This window comes from Paenarthrobacter sp. Y-19 (genome assembly GCF_029223985.1).
Lineage (GTDB): Bacteria > Actinomycetota > Actinomycetes > Actinomycetales > Micrococcaceae > Arthrobacter > Arthrobacter nicotinovorans.
Genome location: NZ_CP119414.1, coordinates 1,450,872 through 1,476,350 on the forward strand (window position 1 = coordinate 1,450,872; position 25,479 = coordinate 1,476,350).

The following is a 25,479-nucleotide window of genomic DNA, read 5'->3' on the forward strand; positions in this document are numbered from 1 at the left end:
GAGGGGAAGCCGCAGCCGCCACCGGCACCAAGGCATGGCCGTATCAGCGGCCGCCGGAGACCGGCAGCACTGCACCCGTGATGTACCCGGCGTCATCGGACATCAGCCACGTCACAGCTGCCGCGATTTCCTCGGGTTCGGCTCCGCGGCCCATGGGAATGGTGGGATTGAGCCTTTCCACACGATCCGGCATTCCGGCTGCGGCATGCAACCCGGTGTTCGTGCTTCCGGGCGCTACGGCGTTGACCCGGATTCCCTGTTTGGCGACCTCGGCAGCCAGGCCCACGGTGAGAACGTCCACTGCGCCTTTGGTTGCGGCGTAGTGGACCCAGGTTCCGGGAGAGCCGGCTTTGGTGGCCGTCGACGAAATATTGATGATGGAACCGCCGGGTCCGCCGGAATCCAACGAGAGCCTCCGGACAGCTTCCTGGCACATATAGATCAGGCCGGCGATGTTAACGTCGCATACCCGTTGAACAGTCCCCGAGGGTACGTCCACCAGCGGCCCGATCAGATCGCCCGTGATGGCTGCGTTGTTGATAACGGCAGTCACTGGTCCGCGGCGCGCAGCTTCGTCAAACAAACGCTCGACGTCGGCGGGTTGGCTGACGTCTGCCCGGACGGCGTGTGCCTCGCCGCCGCGGGCGCGGATGCTGTTAACCACGGCATCCGCGCCCGCGGCGTCAGACGAGTAATTGATGACGACACCGTATCCCGCCAAGGCCGCTGCTTGGGCGACGGCAGCACCAATCCCGCGGCTTGCGCCGGTGACGATCGCGATGCCTGAGCGGCTTTCTGTAGCCTCGGCCATGTACGGGTTACTTGGCGAGTTTGTGGTGCAGGGCAACTTCGAGGGCTGCGCCCACGATGCCGGCGTCGTTCTTCAACTTTGCAGTCACGATCCTGGTACGGAGGTCCAGGTGCGGGAAGTACTCGTCCGAGCGCTTGGAGATGCCACCGCCCACGATGAAGAGCTCAGGGGAGAACAGGAATTCCACGTGCTGGAGGTAGCGGTTGAGCAACACGCCGTACTCGTCCCAGCTGAGGCCATCCCGTTCGCGGGCCACGGCGGAGGCTTTGGTTTCGGCGTCATGTCCGTCCACCTCAAGGTGGCCGAGCTCGGCGTTGGGGACCAGCTGGCCGTTGAAGATGAATGCTGACCCGATGCCCGTTCCCAGGGTGATCACCAGGACGGTACCGTCGACACCTTCACCGGCTCCGTAACGTGCTTCCGCGAGGCCCGCTGCGTCGGCGTCGTTGATGACCTCAACTGGACGGCCGAGGCGCTCGGTGAACTTCTTGTCTATGTCGGTTTCGAGCCAGGACTTGTCCACATTTGCTGCGGAGTGGACAACGCCGTGCTGGATGATGCCGGGAAAAGTGACGCCCACCGGGGAGTCCGCTGTCGGGGCCTCGGGACGCTTGGACAGCTCCGCGACAATCTCGGCTACGACATCGGCCACCGCTTCCGGTGTAGCAGGCTGCGGTGTGGGGACCCGGAAGCGGTCGCCGATCAGCTTCCCCTTCTTGAGGTCGACGATGCCGCCTTTGATGCCGGTACCGCCGATGTCGATACCGATCAGCGGCGCGTTCTTGTGGGTTTTCTCATCCTTCTTGGACAATGCATTTCCGATCATGGCAGGAGGGGATGGGCAAGGCACAGCCGGCCGGGCTGCTTGGACCTTCCGGTGAGCTCAGGGAAGGGTAAGGATTTCCGCGCCGGTCTCAGTGACCAGCAGCGTGTGTTCGAACTGGGCGGTTCGTTTGTGGTCGCGGGTGACGACTGTCCAGTCATCTGCCCACATATCCCATTCGATGGTGCCGAGGGTAAGCATGGGCTCGATGGTGAACACCATGCCCGCCTCGATCACGGTGTTGTATGCCGGGGCTGCGTCGTAATGCGGAATGATGAGGCCCGTGTGGAAGGCCTCACCCACGCCGTGGCCTGTGAAGTCCCGGACCACACCATAACCGAAGCGCTTGGCGTAGGACTGGATGGCACGGCCGATTACGTTGATTTCGCGGCCGGGGGCCACGGCCTTGATGGCCCGGTTGAGCGACTCCTGCGTACGCTCAACCAGCAGACGGGACTCTTCATCCACGTCGCCAACCAGGAAAGTGTAGTTGGTATCCCCATGCACACCGTCAATAAAGGCGGTGATGTCGATGTTGAGAATGTCGCCGTCCTGGACCACGGTGGAATCCGGGATGCCGTGGCAAATCACCTCGTTGAGGGAGGAGCAGAGGGACTTGGGGAAGCCCCGGTAGCCCAGGGTGGACGGGTAGGCGTTGTGATCCAGAAGGAACTCATGGCCGACCTTGTCCAGCTGGTCGGTAGTGACACCCGGTTGGATGTGCTTTCCTACTTCTACTATCGCCTGGGCTGCAATCCTGCCTGCTACGCGGATCTTCTCAACCGTCTCCGGCGACTTCACTTCGGAGCCCGTGAACTTCGCAGGCGCCTTCTTGCCGACGTACTCCGGCCGGGGAATCGATGCGGGGACGGGGCGTTCAGGGCTGATGGTTCCCGGGGTGAGGGCGCCAATGGGTGCAGTCGAAGCAAGAGAAGGCATAGATTGATCATATAAGGCACGCAAGAGACGTAAGTAACAATGCACGGCAAGGCTCCTGTGGCCGCGCCAACGTTACGCGTTCAACGGCCCCGGCGATGAGGAGGAGACGTGACGGAGTACTGGTACAACGTCAAGACGCACGAGATCGAAGAGGACGCCATGTCCGATTGGACCCAGCTGATTGGCCCCTACAAAACCAGGGAAGAAGCCGAGCACGCATTGGAGAAGGTCAAAGCCCGCAATGACGCCTGGGACGCCCAGGACGACGATTAGCCAAGGCCTGCCTAGAAGGAGTGTTCCGGTCCGGGGAACTGCCCGGACCGGACGTCCTCGCCGAATGCGGCAGCTGCGTCGGTCAGGGTTGTGCGCAGGTCTGCGTACTGCTTGACGAACTTGGCCATCTTGCCGCCCCGGAGTCCGGCCATGTCCTGCCAGACGAGGACTTGGCCTGTGGTGCTCTTGCCTGCTCCGATGCCCACCGTTGGTACGCGCAACGCAGCGTCCACAATGGCAGCCGTTTCCGCGGGGACCATTTCCATCAGGACGCTGAACGCTCCGGCATCCTGGAGGGCCACAGCGTCGTCCACGAGCCGCTGCGCGTCATCCCCACGCCCCTGGACGCGGTAACCGCCGAGGGAGTGTTCGCTTTGCGGTGTGAAGCCGATATGCGCCATGACGGGGATGCCTGCCTGGACCATCGCTTTGACAGTGTCCGCGTAGTACGCGGTTCCCTCGATCTTCACCGCGTGTGCAAGGCCTTCCTTCAGGAAGCGCACACCGGTAGCCACAGCCTGGCCGGGAGAGACCTCATAACTGCCGAAAGGCAGGTCGGCAATGACCAATGCCCGCTTGGCTGCGCGGCTCACTGCCCGGGTCAGGGGAAGAAGCTCATCCACGGTGACGGGAAGGCTGGTTTCGTTGCCGAAGACGTTGTTGGAAGCCGAATCGCCGACAAGCAGCACTTCGATTCCCGCTTGGTCGAAGATCTCCGCCGCGTACTGCTCATACGCGGTCAGCATGGCGAAGTGTTCGCCGTTGTCCTTGGCTTGCTGGAGGTGGTGGATCCGTACCCGGCCGGCCGGCTTCCTGCCGGTCGCTGATGGCGCCTGCGCACCGGTTCCGGGACCGCTTCCGTAAGGGGCGGAAACTTCGGCGGGCGTGGTGGACTCAGGAAGGTTGCTCGGGGCCATGGATAGAGCCTAAGCGGTGCCGACGGCGGCTGCCAGCAGTGTGCCCAGCGTCACCTTTTGTAAACGGTGTGTTACACGCAGCTACTGCTGCGGCTTTAGGGGGGAACTCTTAGTAGAGTGAAGGCTGAGCTGCCGTGGCTTCTGTCCCTTGAAACCAGCGGCATGGACAACGAATCGGAAAAGAGGCCCTATGGACCGCCAGCAAGAGTTCGTTCTGCGGACAATCGAAGAGCGTGACGTGCGCTTCGTACGCTTGTGGTTCACCGACGTCGTGGGTTCCCTTAAATCGGTGGCGCTTGCGCCCGCCGAAGTCGAGGGTGCCTTTGAAGAAGGCCTTGGCTTTGATGGCTCAGCGATCGAAGGCCTGGCGCGTGTGTTCGAATCCGACATGCTCGCCCAGCCGGATCCCTCCACCTTCCAGATCCTGCCCTGGCGTGGTGAGACCGAACAAACCTCACGGATGTTCTGCGACATCCTGACTCCGGACGGCGAACCGTCGGCCGCGGACCCCCGCAACGTCCTCAAGCGGACCTTGGCCAAGGCCGCGGACATGGGCTTCACCTGTTACACCCACCCTGAGATCGAGTTCTACCTGCTCAAGTCCAAGGACCTGGGCCCGGATGGCTCGCCGGTACCTGTGGACGAGGGCGGCTACTTCGACCACGTTCCCGGTGGTGTGGCACAGGACTTCCGCCGTACTGCGGTCACCATGCTCGAATCCGTGGGCATCTCCGTGGAGTTCAGCCACCACGAGGGCGGCCCGGGGCAGAACGAGATCGACCTTCGTTACGCCGATGCGCTTCAGACCGCGGACAACATCATGACGTTCCGTACCGTCATCAAGGAAGTTGCGCTCCAGCAGGGTACCTACGCCACGTTCATGCCCAAGCCGTTCACCGACCACCCCGGTTCCGGCATGCACACGCACTTTTCGCTGTTCGAGGGCGACACCAACGCATTCTTCGAAGCCGGTGCGGAGTTCCAGCTCTCCAAGACCGCACGCCAGTTCATTGCCGGCATCCTCAAGCACGCTCCGGAATTCACGGCTGTCACCAACCAGTTCGTGAACTCCTACAAGCGGCTTTGGGGCGGCGGCGAGGCCCCGAGCTACCTGAGCTGGGGACACAACAACCGGTCTGCGCTGGTGCGCGTTCCGCTCTACAAGCCCGGCAAGGGACAGTCTGCGCGGATCGAATACCGTGGCATCGACTCCGCCACCAACCCTTACCTGGCCTACGCCGTGTTGCTCGGGGCGGGCCTGAAGGGCATCGAGGAGGGCTATGAGCTTCCCGCTGCCGCTGAGGACGACGTATGGTCACTGACCACCGCGGAGCGCAAGGCGATGGGGCACGCGCCTCTTCCGGCCAGCCTCCACGACGCCATCCGGGCCATGGAGGAATCCGAACTGGTGGCCGAAATCCTCGGCGAGCAGGTTTTTGAGCACTTCCTCCGCAACAAGCGGGCAGAGTGGCAGGATTACAGGCTCCAGGTCACCCCCTATGAGCTGCAGCGCAACCTCGGCATTCTTTAGGCAGGGCCAGTGAGCCTTGCACGACGGCTCATCTCAGCCGGATTCAGCGACCTTGAGAAGGGGGAGCGCTTCCTTGCTGCCCCCGAGCTTGAGGGTATTGACGAGGACGCACTGTTTGCCGGCCTTTCCATGGCGGCCAGTCCCGATACAGCCCTGCAGTCACTGGTCCGGCTCATTGAGAAGAATCCTGGCCTGAAGAAGCTGGCCGCGGCGGATCCGGACACCTGCGAGCCCCTGTACCGTTTGCTGGGGGCCTCGGAGGCGCTGGGGGAGTTCCTGATGCGCCGGCCTGAGCACCTGGATGTCTTTGATGCTCCTGTCAGTCCGGAGCCCCTGCAGGCTTCCAGCGACGAGCTCCGCGCCACACTGCTTCGTTCCGTCAAGGCTGAGCCCGGCGCCCACAGGCCCGTGGCAGGCATCACCGGGCAGCCCGCCTATGCCGCATTGCGGACGGCGTACCGCCGGGGCCTGACTGAGCTCGCCATCAAAGACCTGTGTGCAGCTTCGCCCCAGGACTTCATGCCTGCAGCCGGAGCTGAACTGGCCGACCTCGCCGGTGCCGCGATCGAAGCCGCCCTTGCCGTATCCCGGGCTGAAGCGGCAGGCCATTACGACGCTGACGACATCGCCGACGTCGGACTGGCCGTCATCGGAATGGGCAAATGCGGAGCCCGCGAGCTGAACTACATTTCGGACGTCGATGTCATCTATGTCATCGAGTCCGAAGAGCTGGAGGATGCCCGGGCGTCCACCATCGGGACCGCCCTGGCCTCGGGTATTTCCCGGGCAATTTCCTCCTTTGCTCCCGAACCGGGCCTCTGGGAAGTGGATGCGAATCTCCGCCCGGAAGGAAAATCGGGCCCTCTTGTACGCACCCTTCCTTCCCACCTGAGCTACTACGCCCGGTGGGCCGAAAGCTGGGAGTTCCAGGCGCTGCTCAAAGCTCGGACCATCGCCGGCGACCGGGAACTTGGCCAGCGCTATGAAAAGGCCGTGGAGCCGTTGGTCTGGTCTTCTGCCGGCCGTGAGGGCTTTGTGGAGTCCGTGCAGGCGATGCGCCGCAGGGTGACTGACTACATCCCCGCATCCGAGGAGCAGCGGCAGATCAAGCTGGGACGTGGCGGACTGCGGGATGTCGAGTTCACCGTCCAGTTGCTGCAGTTGGTACACGGCAAGTCCGATGAATCCCTCCGCTGCAAAGACACGACGTCGGCCATCGCCGCACTTTCGGCGGGTGGCTACATCGGGCGTGCCGATGCCGCTGCCTTCGACAGCGCTTACCGGTACCTCCGCTTGCTGGAGCATCGAATCCAGCTGTTCCAGCTGCGGCGCACCCACCTTATGCCTGTGGCTGAGGATGCCCAGCGGTTCCTGGCCAAAGCTGTCCTGGGTCCGTTTTCCCTTGAGCGCCCCCATCCGGACCAGCTCATGGCTGCATGGCAAAAGACCAAGAAGTCCGTGCGGGAACTCCATGAGCGGATCTTCTACCGTCCGCTGCTCAACACTGCTGCGAAGTTGAGCAGCGAAGACGCAAAGCTCAGTCCTGAGGCAGCCCAGGGCCGGCTGGCGGCTCTCGGCTACCTGGATCCCCAGGGAGCTCTGCGACACATTGAAGCTTTGACGGCGGGCGTCAGCCGCCGCGCTGCTTTGCAACGGCAGTTGCTGCCGATCCTTCTGGGTTGGCTTGCTGAGGGCGTCGACCCCGATGCCGGCCTGCTTGCGTTCCGCCGGGTCAGCGAAGCCCTTGGCACCACGCACTGGTACCTGGGCCTGCTCCGTGATTCGCAGGCTGCCGCCGAACGCCTATGCCAGGTCCTGGCCAATTCCCGTTTGATTTCGGACCTCCTGGAAGTATCACCGGAGTCTGTGGCGTGGCTGGGCAGCGACAAGGAATTGGCCCCCGTTCGTTTCGAAGCCCAATGGCAGGAAATCCAATCCAAGCTGTCCCGGCATCCTGACCCTGAGAGCGCCATGAGGCTCATCCGGTTGATCCGGCGACGCGAGATCCTCAGGACAGCCATTGCGGATAGCGCCGGACTCCTTGACCAGGACGCCGTCGGTTTGGCTTTGGCCGAGACTGACCGCGCTGCCGTACTGGGAGCCCTGCATGTGGCCGAGGCCGTAGTGGCTGGCTCAGGCCCGTTGAAAACCGATGTACTTGTGGTTGCCATGGGTAGGCAGGGCGGCCGCGAGATCGGCTACGGCTCGGACGCGGACGTTATGTATGTGCACCGTGCCCGCCCTGGCTTCAGCGATGCTGAGGCGCAGGAACAGGCGACGGCGATCGTCGCCAAGGTCTCCGGCTTCCTCACCCAGCCGCTCAAGCCGGCAATCATGGCCGAGCGGGTGCTGATGGTGGACGCCGACCTCCGGCCGGAAGGCAAGAACGGTGCGATGGTGCGGTCCTTGGACTCCTATGCGGAGTATTACCGCCGGTGGTCTTTGATCTGGGAAGCCCAGGCGCTGCTGCGTGCCCGTCCCATGGCTGGTTCGGATGAGTTGGCGGCAGACTTCGTTAAGCTGATCGATCCCATCCGGTATCCGCAGGAACTGCAGGAGCAGGATGTTCGGGAGATCCGGCGGATCAAGGCGCGGGTAGAGTCTGAACGGCTGCCCCGGGGCGCAGATCCCGCCAGGCACGTCAAGCTTGGCCGTGGTGGTCTGAGCGACGTCGAGTGGCTGGTGCAGCTGCTTCAGTTGCAGCATGCCGGGAAGCATCGCGCTTTGCGGACCAGCTCCACCCTTGAGGCCCTGGCTGCCGCTGAGGAGTTGGGGTTCATCGGCAGGGACGACGCGGCACTGCTGCGGGATGCTTGGCGTCTGGCCAGCCGCATCCGGTCGGCCAATGTGATCGTGACCGGGCGTGCCTCAGATGTCCTGCCTTCCTCGCGCAAGGACCTTGAAGCTGTTGCGCGTTGGTGCGGCTACCCGCCCGGGAACGCCGGCCATTTTGAGGAGGACTACCTCCGGCTGAGTCGTCGGGCCAGGGCGGTTTTCGAGAAGATGTTCTACGCCACCTAAGGCCAAAGGGGTTACGGGCTACTTCGTGACAGCGGCCGAGGCGGCCAGTTCCCGGGCATGCCGCAGCATCGTCATCACCGGCACTCCGGTGACCAGCTCGCCGTCGACGACGTACCCTTCTTCGCGGTCTGTCAGTGCCTCTACCATGCGTTGGCGCCACATCGTCAATTCCGCCTGATGGGTTGCGTCGTCGGCGAGGTTGTTCCGTTCCTGCGGATCGGCGTCGAGGTCGAACAGTTCCTCAGTGCCTTCGCCCGAGCCCCATATGTACTTGTAACGGCCGTCCGTCAGCCAGTGCAGGTTTTGCCCCCAATACACGTGTTCGCCGTGCAGTACCTCCCGAACGGCATCAGTGTTTTCACCACGGATGATTGATGCCAGGGACTTGCCGTCCACGGAATCGGGGATCGGGAGTCCGGCGAGTTCCAGCAGAGTGGGCATGATGTCCCTGAGTTCCACTACGTGGTCCACTACGGCTCCACGGACGGCATGCTCCGCGGTGGGAGCATTGGCGATGATGAATGGGACCCGGGCCGACCCCTCATAGGGCACGGCCTTGCGGAACATGTGGTGATCGCCCATCATCTCCCCGTGGTCACTGGTAAAAGCGATCACGGTATTCCGGTCGAGACCGAAGTCCGCCAGCGACTCTTTGATCCGGTTGATCTGCAGATCAATCTGGGCCATCAGGCCGTAGTACCCCGCTCTGGCTCTATGTACAACGTGGTCGGGAATGGTGCCGTAGCTGGCTTGGTAATCGCTGTCCTGCCGGTGGGCGTCCCAGTGGTGTTCCCAGTTGCCCTCCACGGCTTCGTAGGCGGGAATGCCGAGGTACTGTTCGAAAGCCCATGACGGCGGATCGTACGGCGGATGGGGGCGGTGGAAGGACAGATACAGGAAAAAGGGCTTCACGGGGTCCCGGCGGTGCATCCATTCAATGGCTTGCGTGCCGACCCAGTACGACGGGTGCAGACTTTCAGCCTTGTCCCACGGGCGGGCGACGATGGAATTGCAGTTGACGCCGTGGTCGAAGTACTCGGCGTCGGGGCCCATGCCGGGTTGCCTGCGGAGCCATGGCACGTAGTCATCAAACATCGCGAAATGCTGTTGGTGCTCCCGGCGGGCGTGGTGGAGGTAGCCATCGTGGAGGATGACGTCGTCGAAACCGAGCCTGGAGCGTTCGGGCCACACGTGCATCTTTCCTATGGCCTGCGTGTGGTACCCGCCCTTTCTGAACTCCTCCTGTACCGTCACCGGGTGGACAGCATGGAAAGGAACGCCATCGTTGTAGCCAACCCGGCCGTGCCTCTCCTGGGACTGTCCGGTGAACAGTGCTGCGCGGGCCGGCACACACGACGGCGTAGCAGAATAGCCTTTGGAGAATCGGACGCCGTTCCTGGCGAGTTCGTCGAGGTGGGGTGTCTCCACATAAGGGTGACCGTCCGAGGACAGGCAGTCGCCCCTCCATTCGTCAACGCAGATCAGGATGACGTTGGGCTGGCTCATCGAAGGGTTCCTTTGCCGTAGGAAACTGTTGAGACAACCCTAAGGGGAGGAGAGCACTTAATGCGTGAACATGACTCAGAAAAAGCTTTTTCAATCGGAAGCGATCAAGATCCTGTTGGCGATGTGTGGTTGATTCCGCTGAAGATGCTCGACGCCGACGCCCGTGCCATCCAGCTTGGCGCCGTGGCTGAACTGTCCGTTGGGGACGGGCAGCGGGAGTTTGTGGGGGATCCGTTGCGCATGATGCTGATAGCTCTGGAGGAAGAGTCCAGGCTGCCCTTTGTCATTGAGTCGGGTGGTGTGGGTGTAGGGGTGCTGACACTGCAGACCGGTGCGGCGTCGCTGGCGGGCTGGGGAGATGACGATTCGGTATGGCTGCTCAGGGGTTTCCTTATCGACGCCGGGAGCCAAGGGCGTGGTCTGGGTACCCGGGCTGCCCGCGCTGCCGTGGCCGAAGCCCGCAAGCTGACAGCGAGGCTGGGAGGCGGCCAGTCCGGCGTCGTGCTTTCTGTCAATGAGCGCAACCCTGCAGGGTTGGCCGCCTACAAGAAGGCCGGCTTTGTGGACGCCGGGCGCTATTCGGGCGGCAATTCCGGACCGCAGAGGACGATGTTCAAGTCCTTCCTGTGACGCGGTATGCATCGCCGTTGGCTGGCCGGAGTCACGCGTTGCACATAAAACTAAGCAACCTTATAGACTTGGCGTGTCACTGATCTCGAATCGGAGGGAACGTCCATGGAATACAACGGAAGCCCCACTGAAAGGGCAATTCCTGCCGGAGAACTCGACCGGCGCCACGTGGGTCAATCGGTTAGCTTTCAGCCAAATGACTTCACAGTTGTCTTCGGCACCATCGCAGGCATCGCCCGGACTGAGGCCCTCGTCTATCTGTCTCTCGACGGAGTCGGCGGCGGAACGCATCTGAAGGAAGAATACGACCTGTCGATCGACCACAAGGTCTATCTCCAGCTCGATCCCTTGGGAAGCGCAGAAAAGGGTCTTTCCGAGGCAGCAAGCTTCGTGAAGGAGAAGTTGGATGAGATCACCCGGAACATCAGGGACCGTGAACAGGGGAAGCCTGGGCAGTAATCCCTGCGCATTGAAAAAGGCCAGCCCCATCCTCGCGGATGGGGCTGGCCTTCTCAGTATGTGCCCAGGGGCTTAGACGCCGTAGTAGAGCTCGAACTCGTAGGGGTTCGGGCGGAGCGACAGCGGGCGGATCTCGTTTTCGTACTTGTAGTCAATCCAAGTATCGATGAGGTCCTGGGTGAAGACGCCGCCGGCCTGCAGGAACTCGTTGTCCTCGCGCAGGGCCTCCAGGGCTTCTTCCAAGGAACCCGGAGCCTTGGGGATGTCCTTGGCTTCTTCGGCCGGGAGCTCGTAGAGGTCCTTGTCGATGGGAGCCGGGGGTTCGATGCGGTTGCGGATGCCGTCGATTCCGGCCATCAGCTGTGCGGCGAACGCCAGGTACGGGTTGGACGAGGGGTCCGGAGCGCGGAACTCGATGCGCTTGGCCTTCGGGTTGGTGCCCGTGATCGGGATGCGGATACCGGCAGAGCGGTTGCCCTGCGAGTAAACCATGTTCACGGGAGCCTCGAAGCCCTTGACCAGGCGGCGGTAGGAGTTGACGGTCGGGTTGGTGAACGCCAGAACTGCCGAGGAGTGCTTGAGCAGGCCGCCGATGTACCAACGGGCGGTGTCGGAGAGTCCGGCGTAGCCCTTCTCGTCGTAAAACAGGGGATCGCCGTTGCTCCACAGCGACTGGTGGCAGTGCATGCCGGAGCCGTTGTCGCCGAAGACGGGCTTCGGCATGAACGTCACGGACTTGCCCCAGGCGTCAGCGGTGTTCTTGATGACGTACTTGAACTTCTGCAGGTCATCAGCAGCTGCGGTCAGGGTGGTGAACTTGTAGTTGATCTCCGCCTGGCCGGCAGAACCAACTTCGTGGTGGGAACGCTCGACCTCGAGGCCGGCCTTGTCCAGCTCAACGCACATGGCGTCGCGGAGGTCAGCCTGCTTGTCGGTGGGGGACACCGGGAAGTAACCGCCCTTGACGGGGGTCTTGTAACCGAGGTTGCCGCCTTCTTCCTTGCGGCCCGTGTTCCAGTGTGCTTCTTCAGAGTCGATCTTGTAGAAGCTGCCCTGCGGGGAAGACTCGTACTGGATGTTGTCGAAGACGAAGAACTCGGCTTCCGGCGCGAAGAATGCGGTGTCAGCGATGCCGGTGGAAGCCAGGTAGGCCTCTGCCTTCTCGGCCACGCCACGGGGGTCGCGGTGGTAAGGGTCGCCCGTGCGGGGGTTCACGATGGAGAAGTTCAGGGCAAGGGTCTTCTCGATGCGGAAAGTGTCGATGAAGGCCGAGGTCACATCCGGGATGAGCTGCATGTCCGACTCGGCAATGCCCTGGAAGCCGCGGATGGAGGATCCGTCGAAGAGCTGGCCGTGGACGAAGAAGTCCAGGTCAACGCTCTTGGCAGGCACATTGAAGTGCTGCTGGACACCAGGAAGGTCGGTGAAGCGGATATCGACGAATTTGACGTCTTCGTCTTTGATGAACTTGAGGACTTCGTCCGCAGTCTTGAACATCTATGCTCCTTATGCATATCAAGTAACAGGCCCGGAAGGCCGCGTGGTGCAGCCCAGACCAGGACGCAGGAAACACAAAAAGGTCCCCTTGCCATGGTGGCTGGCAACTCATACCACCATAGGGAGGTGGGATTTCCCGGGGGTGTCAGTATTGTTTCCGGCAGGTTACAGAATCATCTGTTGTGTAAACGGTAGTCTGCTTTCCGGTGCCAGGTCCACGTGGGTCCGCTGGTCGAACACCCGGCCGGTTCGGACTCTGTCCCGGGGCCTCCGCCCGGCATGCCCAACCATCCTCCAGCGGTAGGCTTGGAGGGTGGTAGATCGAAAAGACATTGGCTCCTGGTTGAGCGGTCCGGACACTTCCGGCATCTCCAAATATCCTGGTGAAAGGCTCGGCCTGCCCGAGTCCGGTCCTGGCTCCATGGCGCGTGCCGGGCGCCGGATCCTCGGCATCGTGATCGACTGGACCATCGCCTTGGTCATCAGCAACTTTGCCTTCGGCGGAAATCAGTGGGCAACGCTGGCCATTTTTGCCGTGGAACAGATCCTGCTGATCGGCACGTTGGGATACAGCGTGGGACACAGGATTGCCGGTATTCATGTGGTCCGCTTGGGCGGCGGTCCTGCAGGCCCGCTGGCCGCCGTAGTGCGAACCCTCCTGCTGTGCCTGGTCATACCGGCCGTTGTTTTCGATCCCGACCAACGCGGTCTTCACGACAAAGCCATGAACACCATCCTTGTCCGCATGTGATTCCGCGGGGCCGGGCGGTGAAGACCGCGGTTGTCCCCGGACCAACGACAAAAACAAACCGCCCCCGCCTCTGTTACCCAGAGGCGGGGGCGGTTTTGTGCCTGGTTCAGGAATATCAGCGGCCGCGTGCGGCTTTGCGGTCGGGACGAGCTTTGTAGGGGTCGATGCCCTTGGGGATCGGGAGACGGTTGCCAAGGGAGTTGATGCGCTTGGAAACTGCGTTGACCTCAACCTTGGTCAGTTCGTTCTTCATCTTGCCCATGGTCTTAGCAAGTTTGTTGAGGGGGACCTGGCCCTCGCCGCGGCCTGACTCCAGGACGTGGATGGTGACGTTGGGGAGGATGCGCGTAAGGCGCTTGCGCTCCGCATCCACCAGCGTCTTCACGCGGTGGCTGGGCCCTTCGCTGACGAGAACGACGCCGGGACGTCCGATCGCCATGAAGACGGCATCCTGGGTGCGGGGGTTGACAGCAACCGGCTGATCCTGGGTGACCCACCCGCGCCGAAGCGTGCCCAATGCAGCACCGGAGGCGCCGGGCTGGTTCTCGATTTGCGCGAAGGCGGCTTTCTCCGCGCGGCGGGAAAGGATGAAGACGGCTGCGAGAAGGCCCAAAGGGATACCGATGATCAGGCCGGTGACCCAGTTCTCCAACAGGAAGCCGATAAGGAAGGCAACGGCAACCACAGCGAGGAATGCCAGCAGCATGATCCAGACAACCTGGGGATCATTTCGCCGGGTCATCTTGAAGACTTCAGCGATCTGCTTCAGCTGGCTCGGCTTCTTGGCCTTGGCTTCCTTGGGCTTGCGCTGGAACAGCCCACGCTTGGGTGCGTCGGCCGAGGGGGTCGAATTGCTGGAATCAGAGGAGTTCGCCATAGTGCCTTAATTCTACGTGATGTACGTCGAAGGACCGGACGCCGTTACGTGGGGCATCCGGTCCTTCAGAACTGCTTGCTGTTACTTCTGTGCCGTTTTGGGGCTAGCCGTGGGCGGCGAGGATGGTGGAGGCTTCCTGGCGGGTGGTGCCGGAGGACTCGATGTGTGCCAGGGCTTCGGGGATTTCCCAGCCCTTCTTCCGCATCGCGGTGGCCCACAAGCGGCCGGCCCGGTACGAGGACCGCACCAACGGCCCGGACATGACACCGAGGAAGCCGATCTCTTCGGCTTCGTGCTGGAGGTCCACGAATTCCTGCGGCTTGACCCACCGGTCCACCGGCAAGTGCCGTTCGGACGGGCGAAGGTACTGGGTGATGGTGATCAGGTCGCAACCGGCCTGGTGCAGGTCGCGCAGGGCTTCGGAGATTTCGTCCCGGGTCTCGCCCATGCCCAGGATCAGGTTCGACTTGGTCACCATGCCCAGATCCCGGCCCTGGGTGATGACATCCAGGGACCTCTCGTACCGGAACGCCGGACGGATCCGCTTGAAAATCCTCGGCACGGTCTCGACGTTGTGGGCGAACACCTCAGGCTTGGAATCACAGATCGCCGCGATGTGTTCGGGCTTGCCGGAGAAGTCCGGGATCAGCAACTCCACCCCGGTGCCCGGGTTCAGTTCATGGATCTTCCGGACTGTTTCGGCGTACAACCAGACACCCTCATCGGCCAGGTCATCACGGGCCACCCCGGTCACGGTGGCGTAGCGCAACTGCATCGCCTGGACACTCCGGGCCACCTTGGTGGGTTCGAACATGTCCACCGGAGAGGGCTTGCCGGTATCGATCTGGCAGAAATCACAACGCCGGGTGCACTCGGAACCGCCGATCAGGAACGTCGCTTCCTTATCTTCCCAGCACTCGAAAATGTTCGGGCAGCCGGCCTCTTCACAGACCGTGTGCAGGCCTTCCTTCTTCACCAGGTTCTTGAGCTGGACAAACTCAGGCCCCATCTGGACCTTGGCCTTGATCCACTCAGGCTTACGTTCAACCGGTACCGCAGAATTACGCTGCTCAACGCGCAGCAACTTACGGCCTTCAGGTGCCAAGGTCACTGGAGTGCTCCTTCGGGGGTGGAAACGAGTGCTTCTTCATGCTTGCGGAATTCTTCCACGAAGCGGTCAACGATATCGGCGGGATTGATGGTCCGACCGGTTTCCAGCGTCATGGTGGTGACGCTGGCGTCAGTGATTCCACAGGCAATGATTTGGTCGTAGGGTGCCAGGTCATTGCTGCAGTTGATGGCGACGCCGTGCATGGTGACACCCTCCAGGACGCGGATGCCGATTGCGGCTATCTTCCGGTCCGGTCCCTTGTCGTCGGCAAGGATCCATACTCCAGCGCGGCCCTTGACGGTGACGGCTTTGATTCCGTAGTCGACCATGACGGCGATCATGATGGCCTCGAGGCGCTCGACGTAGTCGCGGATGCCGGCTCGGTTTTTCAGTTTAAGGATCGGGTAAGCGATCAGCTGACCGGGACCGTGCCACGTCAGTTTGCCGCCACGGTCCACGGGAACAACGGGGGTTCCATCGAAGGGCCGCTCGTGATCTTCCGTGAGCTTGCCGGCAGTGTAAACGGCGGCGTGCTCCAGAAGCAGGACGGTGCTGTTCTGCTCACCCGCAACAACTTTGTTGTGGATCTCGCGCTGCAGGTCCCAGCCCTGTACGTAGTCAACGAAATCCGGGGCAAGACCCAGTTGTGAAAACTCAAGAGTCATGCGTTCAAGCTTAGACCCAGCAGGGGATTGCCCATGGTTTTGTGGTGAAGCTCTCAGTCGCATCACGTGCTGTCGTGACAGGTGCGACAACGGCAAAAGTGCCGTGGCTGTGGATAACTTCTGCAGAGAATCGCAAGGTCCGGTAGACCTGATCCATGGAAACTCTGGAAACCGCCAATGCCGTGGCACCCCTGCTTCCGGGCTACGAAATTTCCCGACTCCTGGGTCAGGGCAGCAGCTCCGACGTCTGGCTCGTCAACCGGCTCAGCGACCGGGCCCTGTTGGCGGTCAAATGTCCGCGTGGAGAAGTGCAGGCTGAAGCCTTGGGGAGCGCCGCCCGCGAGGTCACGCTGCTGTCGCACCTGGTGCACCAACATCTCGTGCGCATCCACGAGGTCCTCCCAGCGGATGATGGTTCCGGCGGGACGGCCGGGATCGTTATGGATTACGCCGCAGGGGGATCGCTGGCGAACCTGGTGCCGGGGAGGAAACGGTTGAGCGTTGGCGAAACAGTGACGGTGCTGACGCCCATTGCACAGGCGTTGGACTATTTGCACCTCAACGGCATCGTGCACGGTGACGTTTCGCCGGGAAACGTCCTGTTCACAGCGGTGGGCATGCCGGTCCTGGCGGATCTGGGCCTTGCAGTGAGCGTGGGGGATACGCATCAGAACCTTGATGCCGGAACCACGGGATTCAAGGATCCGTTCAGCCCGGTATCCACGCATGGGACCTCAGACCATGGGCTGCGGCCGCAACGGGACGTGTACTCCTTGGCAGCAGTCGGCTGGTACTGCCTGACCGGCGTCGTACCCGGGCCGCCCCAGGTGAGGCCACCATTGTCAATGCTGGTTCCTGACGTGCCGAAAGGCCTGGCCGCAGCCCTTGAGGCCGGGTTGGCGCCGGACCCGCAGATGCGGCCGACGGCAAAGGAGTTCGGCACGGCTATCTTCAGGAGTGCTGCCCCGGAGACCCTTGACCTGTCCGGAGCGGTGCATCATTCCGTGATTCCTGAGTTGCTCACCCGGCGCGAAGTGCACGGTCGTCAGGCACGCCGGGCAAGCCGTGGGCACTCCTGGATGCGCAGGCTCCTGCCGTTGCCCCGGGTGGAGGGACAATCAGGAGCCCGACGGCCCGGTACCTCCAGGAGCGTCCTGGCTGTCCGCGTGGCTCTGGTGGGGGTGGGCGGCACGCTGATCGGCGTCATGGCTTGGAACCTGTGGCAAGGGGGTGGTCTCGAGCCAAGGAATTTCCAGGCTGAGCCAACGGCCAGCCCGTCTGCCGGTCCCGGTCCATCCATGGAGCCTGCAAAGGCGGATGATCTTCCGGAAGGGCTCGCCGGAGCCCTCACAGCCGATGATCCAGAGGTCGCTGTGGGTGCCCTCTCAGCTGTTCGTGACTTCGCGCTGAGGGAAGGGCGGCTCCAACTGCTGGACCTGGTCAATGCCCAGGGTTCCCCGGCTGCGGAGTCGGATCACGGGCTTCGCGAACAGCTGCGGCTGTCCGGCACGACGTTCGGGGGGTTCACTACTGCACTGTCGGGAGCATCGGTTGGCGCATCACCGGAAGTGGACCGCGTACAGGTAGACGTCACGGCCACGATCTCGGCTTATGAGGAACGTGATGCGTCGGGCGCGGTGGTCCGGACGCAAACAGCCGGCGCATCCCAAGCCCTTCGCCTGACCTTGATCCGTGCGGATGGACGCTGGTGGCTTACGGAAGTAGCCGGGCCGGGCAAATGACCGCATCACAGCCGGCCGTCCGGGAACCCTGCTGCGCTTAGTGGTCAGTGTCCCTACGCAGCCACTCCATGGCTTCGGCCAGGGACGGGTGTTGCCAGTGGAAGCCTGCTTCGGCCAGGCGGGAGGGCTCCATACGTTGGTTGGCCAGCACGAGTTCATCCGCCAGCTTCCCCAGGACAAGACGCAGGGCAGGGCGGGGCACCCGGCAAAACGCCGGCCGGTGATACGCCTTCGCCAGCGCCTTCACGATCGTGTTGACGTCAGCACTTTCCGGGGCGCAAACGTTGACCGGACCTTCGAGTCCGGACCTCAGGAGGAAAGCGAGGGCAGCTGCCTCGTCCTGCAGGGTGATCCATGGCCAGTACTGGCGTCCGTTCCCGAAAGGACCCCCGAGCCCAAGCTTCAACAGGGGGAGCAGGGGCCCCAACGCTCCGCCCGCGGAACTCAACACAACACCCGTTCGGGGAGTCACTACCCGGACGCCCGCCGGTGCCGTCCTGGCAGCGCCTTCCCACTCGACGCAGAGAGGGCCCAGCACGCCGCCGCCGGCTGGCGAATCCTCGCGGAGGACGCCTGTACTGTCCGCTCCGTAATAACCGGAGGCGGATTGGCTGATGAAGGCAGCGGGCGGCTTGGCAAGGCGCCCCATGGCCGCTGTGAGCGTGTGCGTGGTTTGCAGTCTGGAATCGCGGAGGACTTCGATCCGTTTCTTCGTCCATGGCCGGTCCCCGATGCCGGCGCCGGAGAGGTTGACCACAGCATCCACGCCATCCAGGACTGCTTCGTCCAGCTCGCCCTTGGCGGGGTCCCAGGTGAATTCACCGGGCGTGTCGGCGGGCCGGCGCACAAGCCGGACAACCTCATCGCCCTGTGCGGCCAATTGCCCGGCCAGGGCGGTTCCAATCATTCCTGAAGCTCCGGACATCACGATGCGCATGACCCATCTCACCATAAGGCCAACGTCTGGCGGAAACGCCTGTCGTTGCCGCCGAGGGCAGGTGCCTCTTGACTATGATCGAACAATGACCTCCTCCAGCTACCTCCGTTTCCCGCATGTGCACGGCGATCTGGTCACTTTCGTGGCCGAAGACGACGTCTGGGTCGCACCGCTCCAAGGGGGCCGCGCCTGGCGGGTCTCCTCCCAGCAGCTTCAAGCAAGGAACCCGCGGTTCACCCCGGATGGAAAACGGTTGGTGTGGACGGTCGTGGTGGGAACGTCCCCGGAAGTCGTCACGGCCAACGTCGACGGCGGAGGGTACCGGCAGCTGAGCTACTTCGGGCACAGCACCACGAAAGTCAAGGGATTCACTCCGGCGGGCCACGTAGTGGTTACCAGTGCCTTCCAGCAGGCGGAAAGCCGCCACACGCACGCCTACAGCCTCCCGCTCGACGGCGGCGCCGCCGTCGAACTTCCTTTTGGTCCGGTAGAGGCTGTTGCTTTCGGGCCGGAGATCGGCGACGAGAAGCCGGTGGTTCTGGCGAGCGTTCTTTCCCGCGAACCCGCCTGGTGGAAGCGTTACCGTGGCGGCACTGCCGGCAAGCTGTGGATTGACGCAGACGGCAACGGTGAGTTTGAACGGCTGATTCCGGAGATTGATGGAAACGTCACCGACCCCCTGTGGGTCAAGGGCAGGATCGCTTTCCTGTCGGACCACGAAGGTTACGGCAATCTCTATTCAGTCCTTCCCGATGGCTCCGGGTTGCTGCGGCACACGGATCACGAAGACTTCTATGTCCGGCACGCCAGCACGGACGGCCAGCGGGTCGTCTTCGAGTCTGCCGGCGAGCTGTGGGTCCTTCCTTCCCTCGATGCTGAGGCGCAGCCGGCCAAGCTGGAGATCTCGCTCGGCTCAGCTTCACCGGCGCGCCGTCCCGCACCCCTCAAGGCTTCCGCGCACCTCGGCGATGTCTTCCCGAATGCCGGAGGCACGGCCAGCGCCGTGGAAGCGCACGGCACCATTCACTGGCTTCGGCACAAGGACGGCCCCTCGCGGGTGGTGGAGGCCACGCCCGGTGTCCGCGCACGCCTGCCCCGTCCGCTCACCGACGGCAGGATCGCCTACGTGGCGGACCACGGGGGAGTCGAAGTGCTTTACATCAAGCGCATTGCGGCACGGCTGACTGCCTCGGTGGAGGTATCCAAGGATGCTGAGGCGCCGGCGCCGGCGAAGGAAGACGATTCCCTGCCGAAGCCGGTTTCCGCCTCAAACGTTTTGGGACAACCGAAAGCGGCCGGGGAGGCAGCCGCACCGGTAACGCTTTCCGTCGCCAACGCCGACACTCCTGCCAACGCTGCGCCCTCGCCCGACACGGCCGCCGGCGTCTCTACCTCTGATGCAGTTCCTTCGCCTGAGGACGCCGCCCAGCTACGCATCGACTTTCCGCAGCCCACTCGAACCAGCGCTTTGGAGCCGAGCCCTGATGGCCGCTGGATCGCCGTCGGGACCTCCTTTGGTGATGTTTTCGTCGCTGATACGTCGACCGGGAAGCTGGTCAAGCTCGTCAGTGTGGGCGATGGCAGCATCGAGCAGTTCGCGTGGTCGGGCGACTCGCAGTGGCTCGCCTGGTCCGAACCGGTCACGTCCTTTGGCTCACGCAGCAAGTTGAGGATTGCCCGCCCAGGCGAGCCCAGCCCGGGCATCATTGATGTCACTGACGGCCGCTTCTGCGACGAATGGCCGAGGTTCACCCCGGACGGCAAATTCCTGGCATTCCTGTCCAACCGGAGTTTCGACCCCGTCTACGACGGTCACTCCTTCGACCTCTCCTTCCCCAGCCCCATCAAGCCGTACATGGTGGCGCTGGCGGCGGATACGCCGTCGCCGTTCGGACCCTCGGTAGATACGCTTGAGGATGCGCCGCTGGATGCCGGAAAGTCCGACGACGGCGACATCCCGGACGTGCGCGTGGATGCCGAAGGACTGGCCCACAGGGTCATCACCGTTCCGGTTCCGCAGGGTAACTATTCCCACCTCGCCGTCGGCGAGGGCGCACTGCTGTGGTTGGACACTGAACTTTCAGGCGTTACCGGCGAGGGCAAAGGCACGCCCCAGGATAAGAAGTCTGCGCCATCCTTGGTGCGTTATGACCTCGCCAAGCGCAAGTCCACCACCATCGTTCCTGCAGTGGACAGCTACCGGCTATCCGGTGATCTGCGTCGGGTGGTTTACATCCTGGACAAGAGCGTCACCTCGGTGCCCGCCGATAGCAAGGTGGAGGAGGATTCGGCAGAACACGTGAAAGTGGAGCTCAACAGGATCCGCGTGACCCTCGACCCGGTCGCGGCCTGGGGACAGGCATTCGATGAAGCCTGGAGGTTGCAGCGCGACTTCTTCTGGACCGCGGACATGGCAGGCCAGGACTGGGACTCCGTCTACAAGAGGTACCGGCCGATCGTGGACCGCCTCGGCTCCCATGACGACCTCGTTGACCTGCTGTGGGAGCTCCACGGCGAGTTGGGAACCTCGCACGCCTACGTGCGTCCGGCAGCCGTCAACGAACCGGGGCGGAATGGCCAGGGGCGGCTGGGTGCCGAGCTGCAGCTCAGTAGCAAGGGTTGGGAAATCACCCGGATCCTCGCAGGGGAATCATCGGATCCGTTGGCTACCTCGCCCTTAACGCGACCCGGTGTGGACGCGAAGGTGGGCGACGTGCTCCTGGCTGTTGACGGCGTCGGGCTTTCGGCAGCCTTGACGCCGGCGATGCAGCTGGTGGGCGCAGCAGGACGGACTGTGGAGCTGACGCTTCTGAACGGTGACGGACACGGCGGTTCCGCTGGCGCGCAGCGACGTGTGGCAGTGGTTCCCATCCGTGATGAGGAACGGCTCCGCTACCAGGACTGGGTGCGTGCGAACCGCAGGACCGTCCGTGAAGCTTCCAATGGCAAGTTCGGTTACCTCCACGTCCCCGACATGATGGCCAACGGCTGGGCCCAGCTCCACCGTGACCTGGATACCGAAACGGCACTCGACGGACTGATAGTGGACGTTCGCCGCAACCGCGGTGGACACACCTCGCAACTGGTCGCCGAGCTGATTGGACGCAAGGTGACCGGCTGGAGCATGCCGCGCGGCGAAAAGCCCCGGACCTACCCGGACCACGCACCCCGAGGACCTGTCATCATCCTGACCGACGAATTTGCCGGTTCCGATGGCGACATCATCACGCAGGTCTCAAAACTCAGGGGCATCGGGCCTGTCATCGGGACCCGGACCTGGGGTGGCGTGGTGGGAATCGACAACCGCTTCTCGCTGGCCGACGGTACGGGCGTCACGCAGCCCCGCTACGCCACCTGGTTCAGCGGCGGAATCGGCTGGGACGTTGAGAACCGGGGCGTTGAGCCTGACATCGAAGTACTTTTCCCGCCGCACGCGTACGCAGCCGGCACGGATCCCCAGCTCGAGTACGGTATCGGTGCACTCAAGGAAATGATCCAGGAGCTGCCTACCGACCGGCCCCCGCTGCGCGAAGGCTACCGGAAGCTGCGGCCGGAGCCGTTGCCTTCACGGCCACAGGCCCGGAAGTAGAGAGCCCGGTAAGCACAAAGAACCCCGTAACCAGCTGGTGACGGGGTTCTTTTGCATCAAGCGCGGGGGTTCTGGCCCCTCTGCAATGCGCGCTTGCTGCGGCTACTCGGCGAGTGTTGCGTCCAAGGTGATTTCGATGCTGGCCAGCGCGCCCGAAACGGGGCAACCGGTCTTCGCGTCCTCGGAGATACGGCGGAAATCCTCTTGGGAAAGACCCGGAACCTTGGCGGTCATCGTCAGGTGGCTGCCGGTGATGCCGGTGCCCGGAACGAAGGTCACATCGGCCTTGGTGTTGACTTCCTCGGCGGTGAATCCTTCACCGGCCAAGGCGTGGCTGAAGGCCATGGAGAAGCACGCGGAGTGGGCTGCAGCGATCAGTTCTTCCGGGCTGGTCTTGCCGCCGGACTGCTCCGTGCGGGCCTTCCAGGTGACATCGAACGTACCCAGGCCGGAGCTGTCCAGTGTGGTGTTTCCAGCGCCCTCAATGAGGTTGCCGTTCCATACCGTGTGTGCGGTGCGTGTTGCTGCCATGTCCACTCCTTGGGTCGTTGTATTCCGGCACCCGGCCTCCGCCGCGTGCCACCGCTTTCAATCCTAGGGATTCGGTCCAAGGACTGCACGGTCATTCCGCTGTCGGTGGATTGTGACCCCCTAAACTGGCGCCATGGATACAAAAGAACACGTAACCGGCGTGCAACGCCGAGGCCCAAGAATCGCGTCGATCATGGTCAATGCCGTGGATGCGGCCCGACTCTCCGCTTTCTGGTCTGAACTGCTGGACATGCCCGTTTCAGCGGAGCACGAAGGTTTTATCTGGCTGCGTCCAGCCGAACCGGGTCTTCCCCAACTGGCGTTCCAGCAGGTCAACGAACCTACCGAAGGACGGCGTCGGCTTCACCTGGACCTTCACGACGCCGATGCCGCTGCCTTGCGGCGAAGGGCGGAGTCCCTGGGCGCTACTTTCATTGAGGGGCACGACGTAGCGGATTTCCACTGGGACGTCATGCATGATCCTGAGGGAAACGAGTTCTGTATCGCCCAGGAGTAGCAGCGTGCTTAACGGCGGAGGCCGTCCCGCCGGGCTGTGCGCACGGTGGGACGGCCTCTTGCATCAGGATGCAGGCGTGGGAGCTAGTTCCAGAGAGTGGCGATTGCTATGTTCACCAAGGCAAGCCCGCCCACACCGTGAGCCAATCCGGTAGACACAGCTTCACCGTTCTTGACCTTGCGCGAGCCGATGACCGCCAGCACGGCCACGGCCACGGCAATGGCGAACTTGACGCCGAGCTTGAAGTAGTTGGGATCAGCGTCCGGCAAGAAGGGGATCACACCCATCATGGCGATGCCGGTCAGGAGCTGAAGGAACGCACCATCGCGCTGGCGCGGGTGGACGGTTGGCTCCCTGAGGGTGGCGATCCAGTAGCCCACGATCATGGCTGCGCCGACGATGTGCAAGAACACCAGAATGTTGAAGAGAATACTCATGGCCCTAGCTTATCCAGTCGGTTCTACGTCCTGTAGCAAAGCCACGCGCTGGTGTTAAAAGCGGAAGGGGCAGGTCCCCGGGTTTCCCCGGCAAGCTGCCCCTTCCGGATCTGCAGGAGTACCTGCAGACGGAACTAGTTAGAGACCGAGGTCTGCTTCGAACGCGCCCTCTTCAAGGCGTGCCTTGAGGGTCTGCAGGAACCGGCCGGCGTCGGCGCCGTCCACCAGGCGGTGGTCGTACGTCAGCGACAGGTACATCATGGAGCGGATGGCGATCGAGTCGTCACCGTTTTCGTCAGCAACCACAACAGCGCGCTTGACGATGGCACCGGTGCCGAGGATACCTACCTGCGGCTGGTTGATGATCGGGGTGTCGAACAGGGCGCCGACAGAACCGATGTTGGTGATGCTGAACGTACCGCCGGACAGCTCATCCGGGCCGATCTTGCCGTCGCGGGTGCGGCCTGCAACATCAGCGATCTTCCCGGCAAGGCCGGCGAGGTTCAGGTTGCCGGCGTCGGAGATGACGGGAACCAGAAGGCCCTTGTCAGTGTCGACGGCGATCGCCAGGTGTTCGGCGTTGTGGTAGGTGATTTCCTGCTTGGACTCGTCGTAAGCAGCGTTCAGCTTGGGGTGCTGCTTCAGTGCCTCGGCCACAGCCTTGGCGATGAACGGCAGGAACGTCAGCTTGACGCCGTTCTGGGCCTGGAACGAGTTCTTGGCCTTGAGGCGGAGCTTGGCGATCTTGGTCATGTCGACCTCGTGCACCTGGGTCAGCTGTGTGGAGACCTCAAGAGACTCGCGCATGCGGCGGGCGATGACCTGACGGATGCGGGGAGCCTTCTCCGTGGTGCCGCGCAGCGACGACGCAACGACCGGTGCAGCAGCCTTGGCTGCGGGCGCAGCGGCAGGAGCGGGGGCAGCCGGTGCAGCGGCAGCCTGCTTGGCTTCCGCGGCGGCAAGCACATCCTGCTTGCGGATACGTCCACCAACGCCGGTGCCGGAGACCGATGCAATGTCAACGCCGTGCTGGTTGGCAAGCTTGCGAACCAACGGAGTGACGTAGCCGGATTCGGAGGAGCCAGCCGATTCGGCGGCAGGAGCAGCATGTGCGGCGGCCGGAGCGGCTGCGGGAGCCGGGGCGGCTGCGGGAGCCGGGGCGGCTGCGGGAGCCGGGGCTGCTGCAGCGGGGGCAGGTGCTGCCGGTGCTTCTGCAGGAGCGGCCGGAGCCGGAGCGGCAGCAGGGGCGGCCGGAGCCGGAGCGGCGGCCGGGGCGGCTGCGCCCGAGCCGATGATTGCCAGGACGGAACCGACTTCAGCAGTCTCGTCCTCGTTGACGCGGATCTCCTGGAGGGTACCGGCAACGGGGGAGGGGATCTCCGTGTCGACCTTGTCGGTGGATACCTCAAGAAGGGGCTCGTCGACCTCAACGGTGTCACCGACGGCCTTGAGCCACCGGGTGACGGTGCCTTCGGTGACGCTCTCGCCCAAGGCGGGGAGGGTGACTTCGTGGCCTTCGCCGGACGAAGCGGCGGGTGCTTCCGCAGCCGGAGCTTCTTCTGCGGCGGGAGCTTCTGCGGCGGCCGGTGCGGCCTCTTCCGCGGGAGCGGCAGGTGCTTCCTCAGCCGGTGCCGCAGGTGCGGCCTCTGCAGCTGAGCCGGAGCCATCGCCGATGCGGACCAAGGGTGCGCCAACTTCAGCCGTCTCGTCTTCAGCGACGAGGATTTCTTCGATGACGCCTGAGATCGGAGAAGGGATTTCGGTGTCTACTTTGTCGGTTGAAACCTCGAGCAGCGGCTCGTCGATCTCCACCCGGTCACCAACCTGCTTGAGCCAGCGGGTGACGGTTCCTTCGGTGACACTCTCACCGAGGGCGGGCAAGTTAACGGATTCAGACATGTCGTCCCCGTTCTCC

The 25,479-nt window shown here is 63.2% G+C and carries 22 protein-coding genes; 9 read left to right on the forward strand and 13 right to left on the reverse strand.

What is annotated here, in order from left to right; all coding sequences use genetic code 11:
- Positions 1–43: 43 nt before the first annotated feature.
- From PYR64_RS06700 to map, 3 genes are all read right to left on the reverse strand, one after another.
- A complete protein-coding gene (locus PYR64_RS06700) occupies positions 44–811 on the reverse strand; it encodes an SDR family oxidoreductase (protein ID WP_018779310.1) in 768 nt (255 codons plus the stop codon).
- Between the two features lie 7 nt (positions 812–818).
- Entirely contained in the window at positions 819–1,622 is an 804-nt protein-coding gene (locus PYR64_RS06705) for a polyphosphate--glucose phosphotransferase (protein WP_275779910.1), read from the reverse strand.
- Positions 1,623–1,694: 72 nt separating this feature from the next.
- A complete protein-coding gene (gene map / locus PYR64_RS06710) occupies positions 1,695–2,573 on the reverse strand; it encodes a type I methionyl aminopeptidase (protein ID WP_018779312.1) in 879 nt (292 codons plus the stop codon).
- Between the two features lie 108 nt (positions 2,574–2,681).
- Between map and PYR64_RS06715 the strand changes: the two genes are divergently transcribed.
- Positions 2,682–2,846 (forward strand): SPOR domain-containing protein, encoded by a 165-nt coding sequence (locus PYR64_RS06715; protein WP_011774435.1) that lies wholly within the window; start codon positions 2,682–2,684, stop codon positions 2,844–2,846.
- 11 nt (positions 2,847–2,857) lie between these two features.
- On the opposite strand, the gene panB is transcribed toward PYR64_RS06715, so the two are convergent.
- Complete coding sequence (gene panB / locus PYR64_RS06720; RefSeq protein WP_018779313.1) at positions 2,858–3,763, reverse strand: 3-methyl-2-oxobutanoate hydroxymethyltransferase; 906 nt, start codon at positions 3,761–3,763, stop codon at positions 2,858–2,860.
- Between the two features lie 190 nt (positions 3,764–3,953).
- Between panB and glnA (PYR64_RS06725) the strand changes: the two genes are divergently transcribed.
- On the forward strand, positions 3,954–5,294 hold the full coding sequence (gene glnA, locus PYR64_RS06725) for a type I glutamate--ammonia ligase (protein WP_018779314.1): 1,341 nt from the start codon (positions 3,954–3,956) through the stop codon (positions 5,292–5,294).
- A gap of 9 nt (positions 5,295–5,303) precedes the next feature.
- Positions 5,304–8,315 carry a bifunctional [glutamine synthetase] adenylyltransferase/[glutamine synthetase]-adenylyl-L-tyrosine phosphorylase gene (locus PYR64_RS06730; protein ID WP_018779315.1) on the forward strand — a complete coding sequence of 1,004 codons (3,012 nt, stop codon included), beginning with the start codon at positions 5,304–5,306 and terminating at the stop codon, positions 8,313–8,315.
- A gap of 18 nt (positions 8,316–8,333) precedes the next feature.
- Here PYR64_RS06730 and PYR64_RS06735 read toward each other — a convergent pair whose 3' ends face one another.
- Positions 8,334–9,821, reverse strand: coding sequence for an arylsulfatase (locus tag PYR64_RS06735; RefSeq protein WP_018779316.1), 1,488 nt, complete (start codon positions 9,819–9,821; stop codon positions 8,334–8,336).
- A gap of 60 nt (positions 9,822–9,881) precedes the next feature.
- Here PYR64_RS06735 and PYR64_RS06740 point away from each other — a divergent pair, with 60 nt between their 5' ends.
- On the forward strand, positions 9,882–10,451 hold the full coding sequence (locus tag PYR64_RS06740) for a GNAT family N-acetyltransferase (protein ID WP_275779026.1): 570 nt from the start codon (positions 9,882–9,884) through the stop codon (positions 10,449–10,451).
- A gap of 105 nt (positions 10,452–10,556) precedes the next feature.
- Entirely contained in the window at positions 10,557–10,910 is a 354-nt protein-coding gene (locus tag PYR64_RS06745; protein WP_018779318.1) for a hypothetical protein, read from the forward strand.
- Between the two features lie 72 nt (positions 10,911–10,982).
- Here the strand turns inward: PYR64_RS06745 and glnA (PYR64_RS06750) are convergent, their stop codons facing one another.
- Complete coding sequence (gene glnA / locus PYR64_RS06750) at positions 10,983–12,407, reverse strand: type I glutamate--ammonia ligase (RefSeq protein WP_018779319.1); 1,425 nt, start codon at positions 12,405–12,407, stop codon at positions 10,983–10,985.
- A gap of 313 nt (positions 12,408–12,720) precedes the next feature.
- Here glnA (PYR64_RS06750) and PYR64_RS06755 point away from each other — a divergent pair, with 313 nt between their 5' ends.
- On the forward strand, positions 12,721–13,158 hold the full coding sequence (locus PYR64_RS06755) for an RDD family protein (RefSeq protein ID WP_039240740.1): 438 nt from the start codon (positions 12,721–12,723) through the stop codon (positions 13,156–13,158).
- Between the two features lie 115 nt (positions 13,159–13,273).
- Here the strand turns inward: PYR64_RS06755 and PYR64_RS06760 are convergent, their stop codons facing one another.
- From PYR64_RS06760 to lipB, 3 genes are all read right to left on the reverse strand, one after another.
- Positions 13,274–14,035 carry a DUF4191 domain-containing protein gene (locus PYR64_RS06760; protein WP_018779321.1) on the reverse strand — a complete coding sequence of 254 codons (762 nt, stop codon included), beginning with the start codon at positions 14,033–14,035 and terminating at the stop codon, positions 13,274–13,276.
- 103 nt (positions 14,036–14,138) lie between these two features.
- Positions 14,139–15,146 (reverse strand): lipoyl synthase, encoded by a 1,008-nt coding sequence (lipA, locus tag PYR64_RS06765; RefSeq protein WP_210077287.1) that lies wholly within the window; start codon positions 15,144–15,146, stop codon positions 14,139–14,141.
- Complete coding sequence (lipB, locus tag PYR64_RS06770; protein WP_018778719.1) at positions 15,143–15,811, reverse strand: lipoyl(octanoyl) transferase LipB; 669 nt, start codon at positions 15,809–15,811, stop codon at positions 15,143–15,145. The genes lipA and lipB overlap by 4 nt, the downstream gene beginning before the upstream one ends.
- Before the next feature lie 155 nt (positions 15,812–15,966).
- Between lipB and PYR64_RS06775 the strand changes: the two genes are divergently transcribed.
- Positions 15,967–17,553 (forward strand): serine/threonine-protein kinase, encoded by a 1,587-nt coding sequence (locus tag PYR64_RS06775; protein WP_275779030.1) that lies wholly within the window; start codon positions 15,967–15,969, stop codon positions 17,551–17,553.
- Between the two features lie 37 nt (positions 17,554–17,590).
- Here the strand turns inward: PYR64_RS06775 and PYR64_RS06780 are convergent, their stop codons facing one another.
- A complete protein-coding gene (locus PYR64_RS06780; protein WP_039240755.1) occupies positions 17,591–18,490 on the reverse strand; it encodes a TIGR01777 family oxidoreductase in 900 nt (299 codons plus the stop codon).
- Positions 18,491–18,575: 85 nt separating this feature from the next.
- Here PYR64_RS06780 and PYR64_RS06785 point away from each other — a divergent pair, with 85 nt between their 5' ends.
- Complete coding sequence (locus tag PYR64_RS06785) at positions 18,576–22,079, forward strand: S41 family peptidase (protein WP_275779032.1); 3,504 nt, start codon at positions 18,576–18,578, stop codon at positions 22,077–22,079.
- 102 nt (positions 22,080–22,181) lie between these two features.
- Here the strand turns inward: PYR64_RS06785 and PYR64_RS06790 are convergent, their stop codons facing one another.
- Positions 22,182–22,610, reverse strand: coding sequence for an OsmC family protein (locus PYR64_RS06790; protein WP_018778715.1), 429 nt, complete (start codon positions 22,608–22,610; stop codon positions 22,182–22,184).
- Positions 22,611–22,743: 133 nt separating this feature from the next.
- On the opposite strand from PYR64_RS06790, the gene PYR64_RS06795 reads away from it, so the two are divergent.
- Positions 22,744–23,127, forward strand: coding sequence for a VOC family protein (locus PYR64_RS06795; RefSeq protein WP_275779035.1), 384 nt, complete (start codon positions 22,744–22,746; stop codon positions 23,125–23,127).
- Positions 23,128–23,210: 83 nt separating this feature from the next.
- Here PYR64_RS06795 and PYR64_RS06800 read toward each other — a convergent pair whose 3' ends face one another.
- Together PYR64_RS06800 and sucB are read right to left on the reverse strand one after the other, a co-directional pair.
- The gene (locus tag PYR64_RS06800) at positions 23,211–23,564 is read right to left on the reverse strand and encodes a hypothetical protein (RefSeq protein WP_018778713.1); all 354 of its coding nucleotides are present in this window, start codon (positions 23,562–23,564) and stop codon (positions 23,211–23,213) included.
- A 138-nt stretch (positions 23,565–23,702) separates the two neighbouring features.
- Positions 23,703–25,463: a 2-oxoglutarate dehydrogenase, E2 component, dihydrolipoamide succinyltransferase gene (gene sucB, locus PYR64_RS06805; protein ID WP_275779037.1), complete on the reverse strand. Its 1,761-nt coding sequence runs from the start codon at positions 25,461–25,463 to the stop codon at positions 23,703–23,705.
- Positions 25,464–25,479 lie beyond the last annotated feature (16 nt).

What these genes read in the sequence shown, in the direction of transcription:
- PYR64_RS06745 (WP_018779318.1), top strand. Translation starts at nt 10,557, where the DNA reads ATGGAATACAACGGAAGCCCCACTGAAAGGGCAATTCCTGCCGGAGAA.
- PYR64_RS06785 (WP_275779032.1), top strand. Translation starts at nt 18,576, where the DNA reads ATGACCTCCTCCAGCTACCTCCGTTTCCCGCATGTGCACGGCGATCTG.
- glnA (WP_018779314.1), top strand. Translation starts at nt 3,954, where the DNA reads ATGGACCGCCAGCAAGAGTTCGTTCTGCGGACAATCGAAGAGCGTGAC.
- PYR64_RS06800 (WP_018778713.1), bottom strand. Translation starts at nt 23,564, where the DNA reads ATGAGTATTCTCTTCAACATTCTGGTGTTCTTGCACATCGTCGGCGCA.
- PYR64_RS06740 (WP_275779026.1), top strand. Translation starts at nt 9,882, where the DNA reads ATGCGTGAACATGACTCAGAAAAAGCTTTTTCAATCGGAAGCGATCAA.
- PYR64_RS06780 (WP_039240755.1), bottom strand. Translation starts at nt 18,490, where the DNA reads ATGCGCATCGTGATGTCCGGAGCTTCAGGAATGATTGGAACCGCCCTG.
- PYR64_RS06790 (WP_018778715.1), bottom strand. Translation starts at nt 22,610, where the DNA reads ATGGCAGCAACACGCACCGCACACACGGTATGGAACGGCAACCTCATT.
- PYR64_RS06795 (WP_275779035.1), top strand. Translation starts at nt 22,744, where the DNA reads ATGGATACAAAAGAACACGTAACCGGCGTGCAACGCCGAGGCCCAAGA.
- map (WP_018779312.1), bottom strand. Translation starts at nt 2,573, where the DNA reads ATGCCTTCTCTTGCTTCGACTGCACCCATTGGCGCCCTCACCCCGGGA.
- PYR64_RS06775 (WP_275779030.1), top strand. Translation starts at nt 15,967, where the DNA reads ATGGAAACTCTGGAAACCGCCAATGCCGTGGCACCCCTGCTTCCGGGC.
- panB (WP_018779313.1), bottom strand. Translation starts at nt 3,763, where the DNA reads ATGGCCCCGAGCAACCTTCCTGAGTCCACCACGCCCGCCGAAGTTTCC.
- sucB (WP_275779037.1), bottom strand. Translation starts at nt 25,463, where the DNA reads ATGTCTGAATCCGTTAACTTGCCCGCCCTCGGTGAGAGTGTCACCGAA.
- lipB (WP_018778719.1), bottom strand. Translation starts at nt 15,811, where the DNA reads ATGACTCTTGAGTTTTCACAACTGGGTCTTGCCCCGGATTTCGTTGAC.
- PYR64_RS06760 (WP_018779321.1), bottom strand. Translation starts at nt 14,035, where the DNA reads ATGGCGAACTCCTCTGATTCCAGCAATTCGACCCCCTCGGCCGACGCA.
- glnA (WP_018779319.1), bottom strand. Translation starts at nt 12,407, where the DNA reads ATGTTCAAGACTGCGGACGAAGTCCTCAAGTTCATCAAAGACGAAGAC.
- PYR64_RS06700 (WP_018779310.1), bottom strand. Translation starts at nt 811, where the DNA reads ATGGCCGAGGCTACAGAAAGCCGCTCAGGCATCGCGATCGTCACCGGC.
- PYR64_RS06735 (WP_018779316.1), bottom strand. Translation starts at nt 9,821, where the DNA reads ATGAGCCAGCCCAACGTCATCCTGATCTGCGTTGACGAATGGAGGGGC.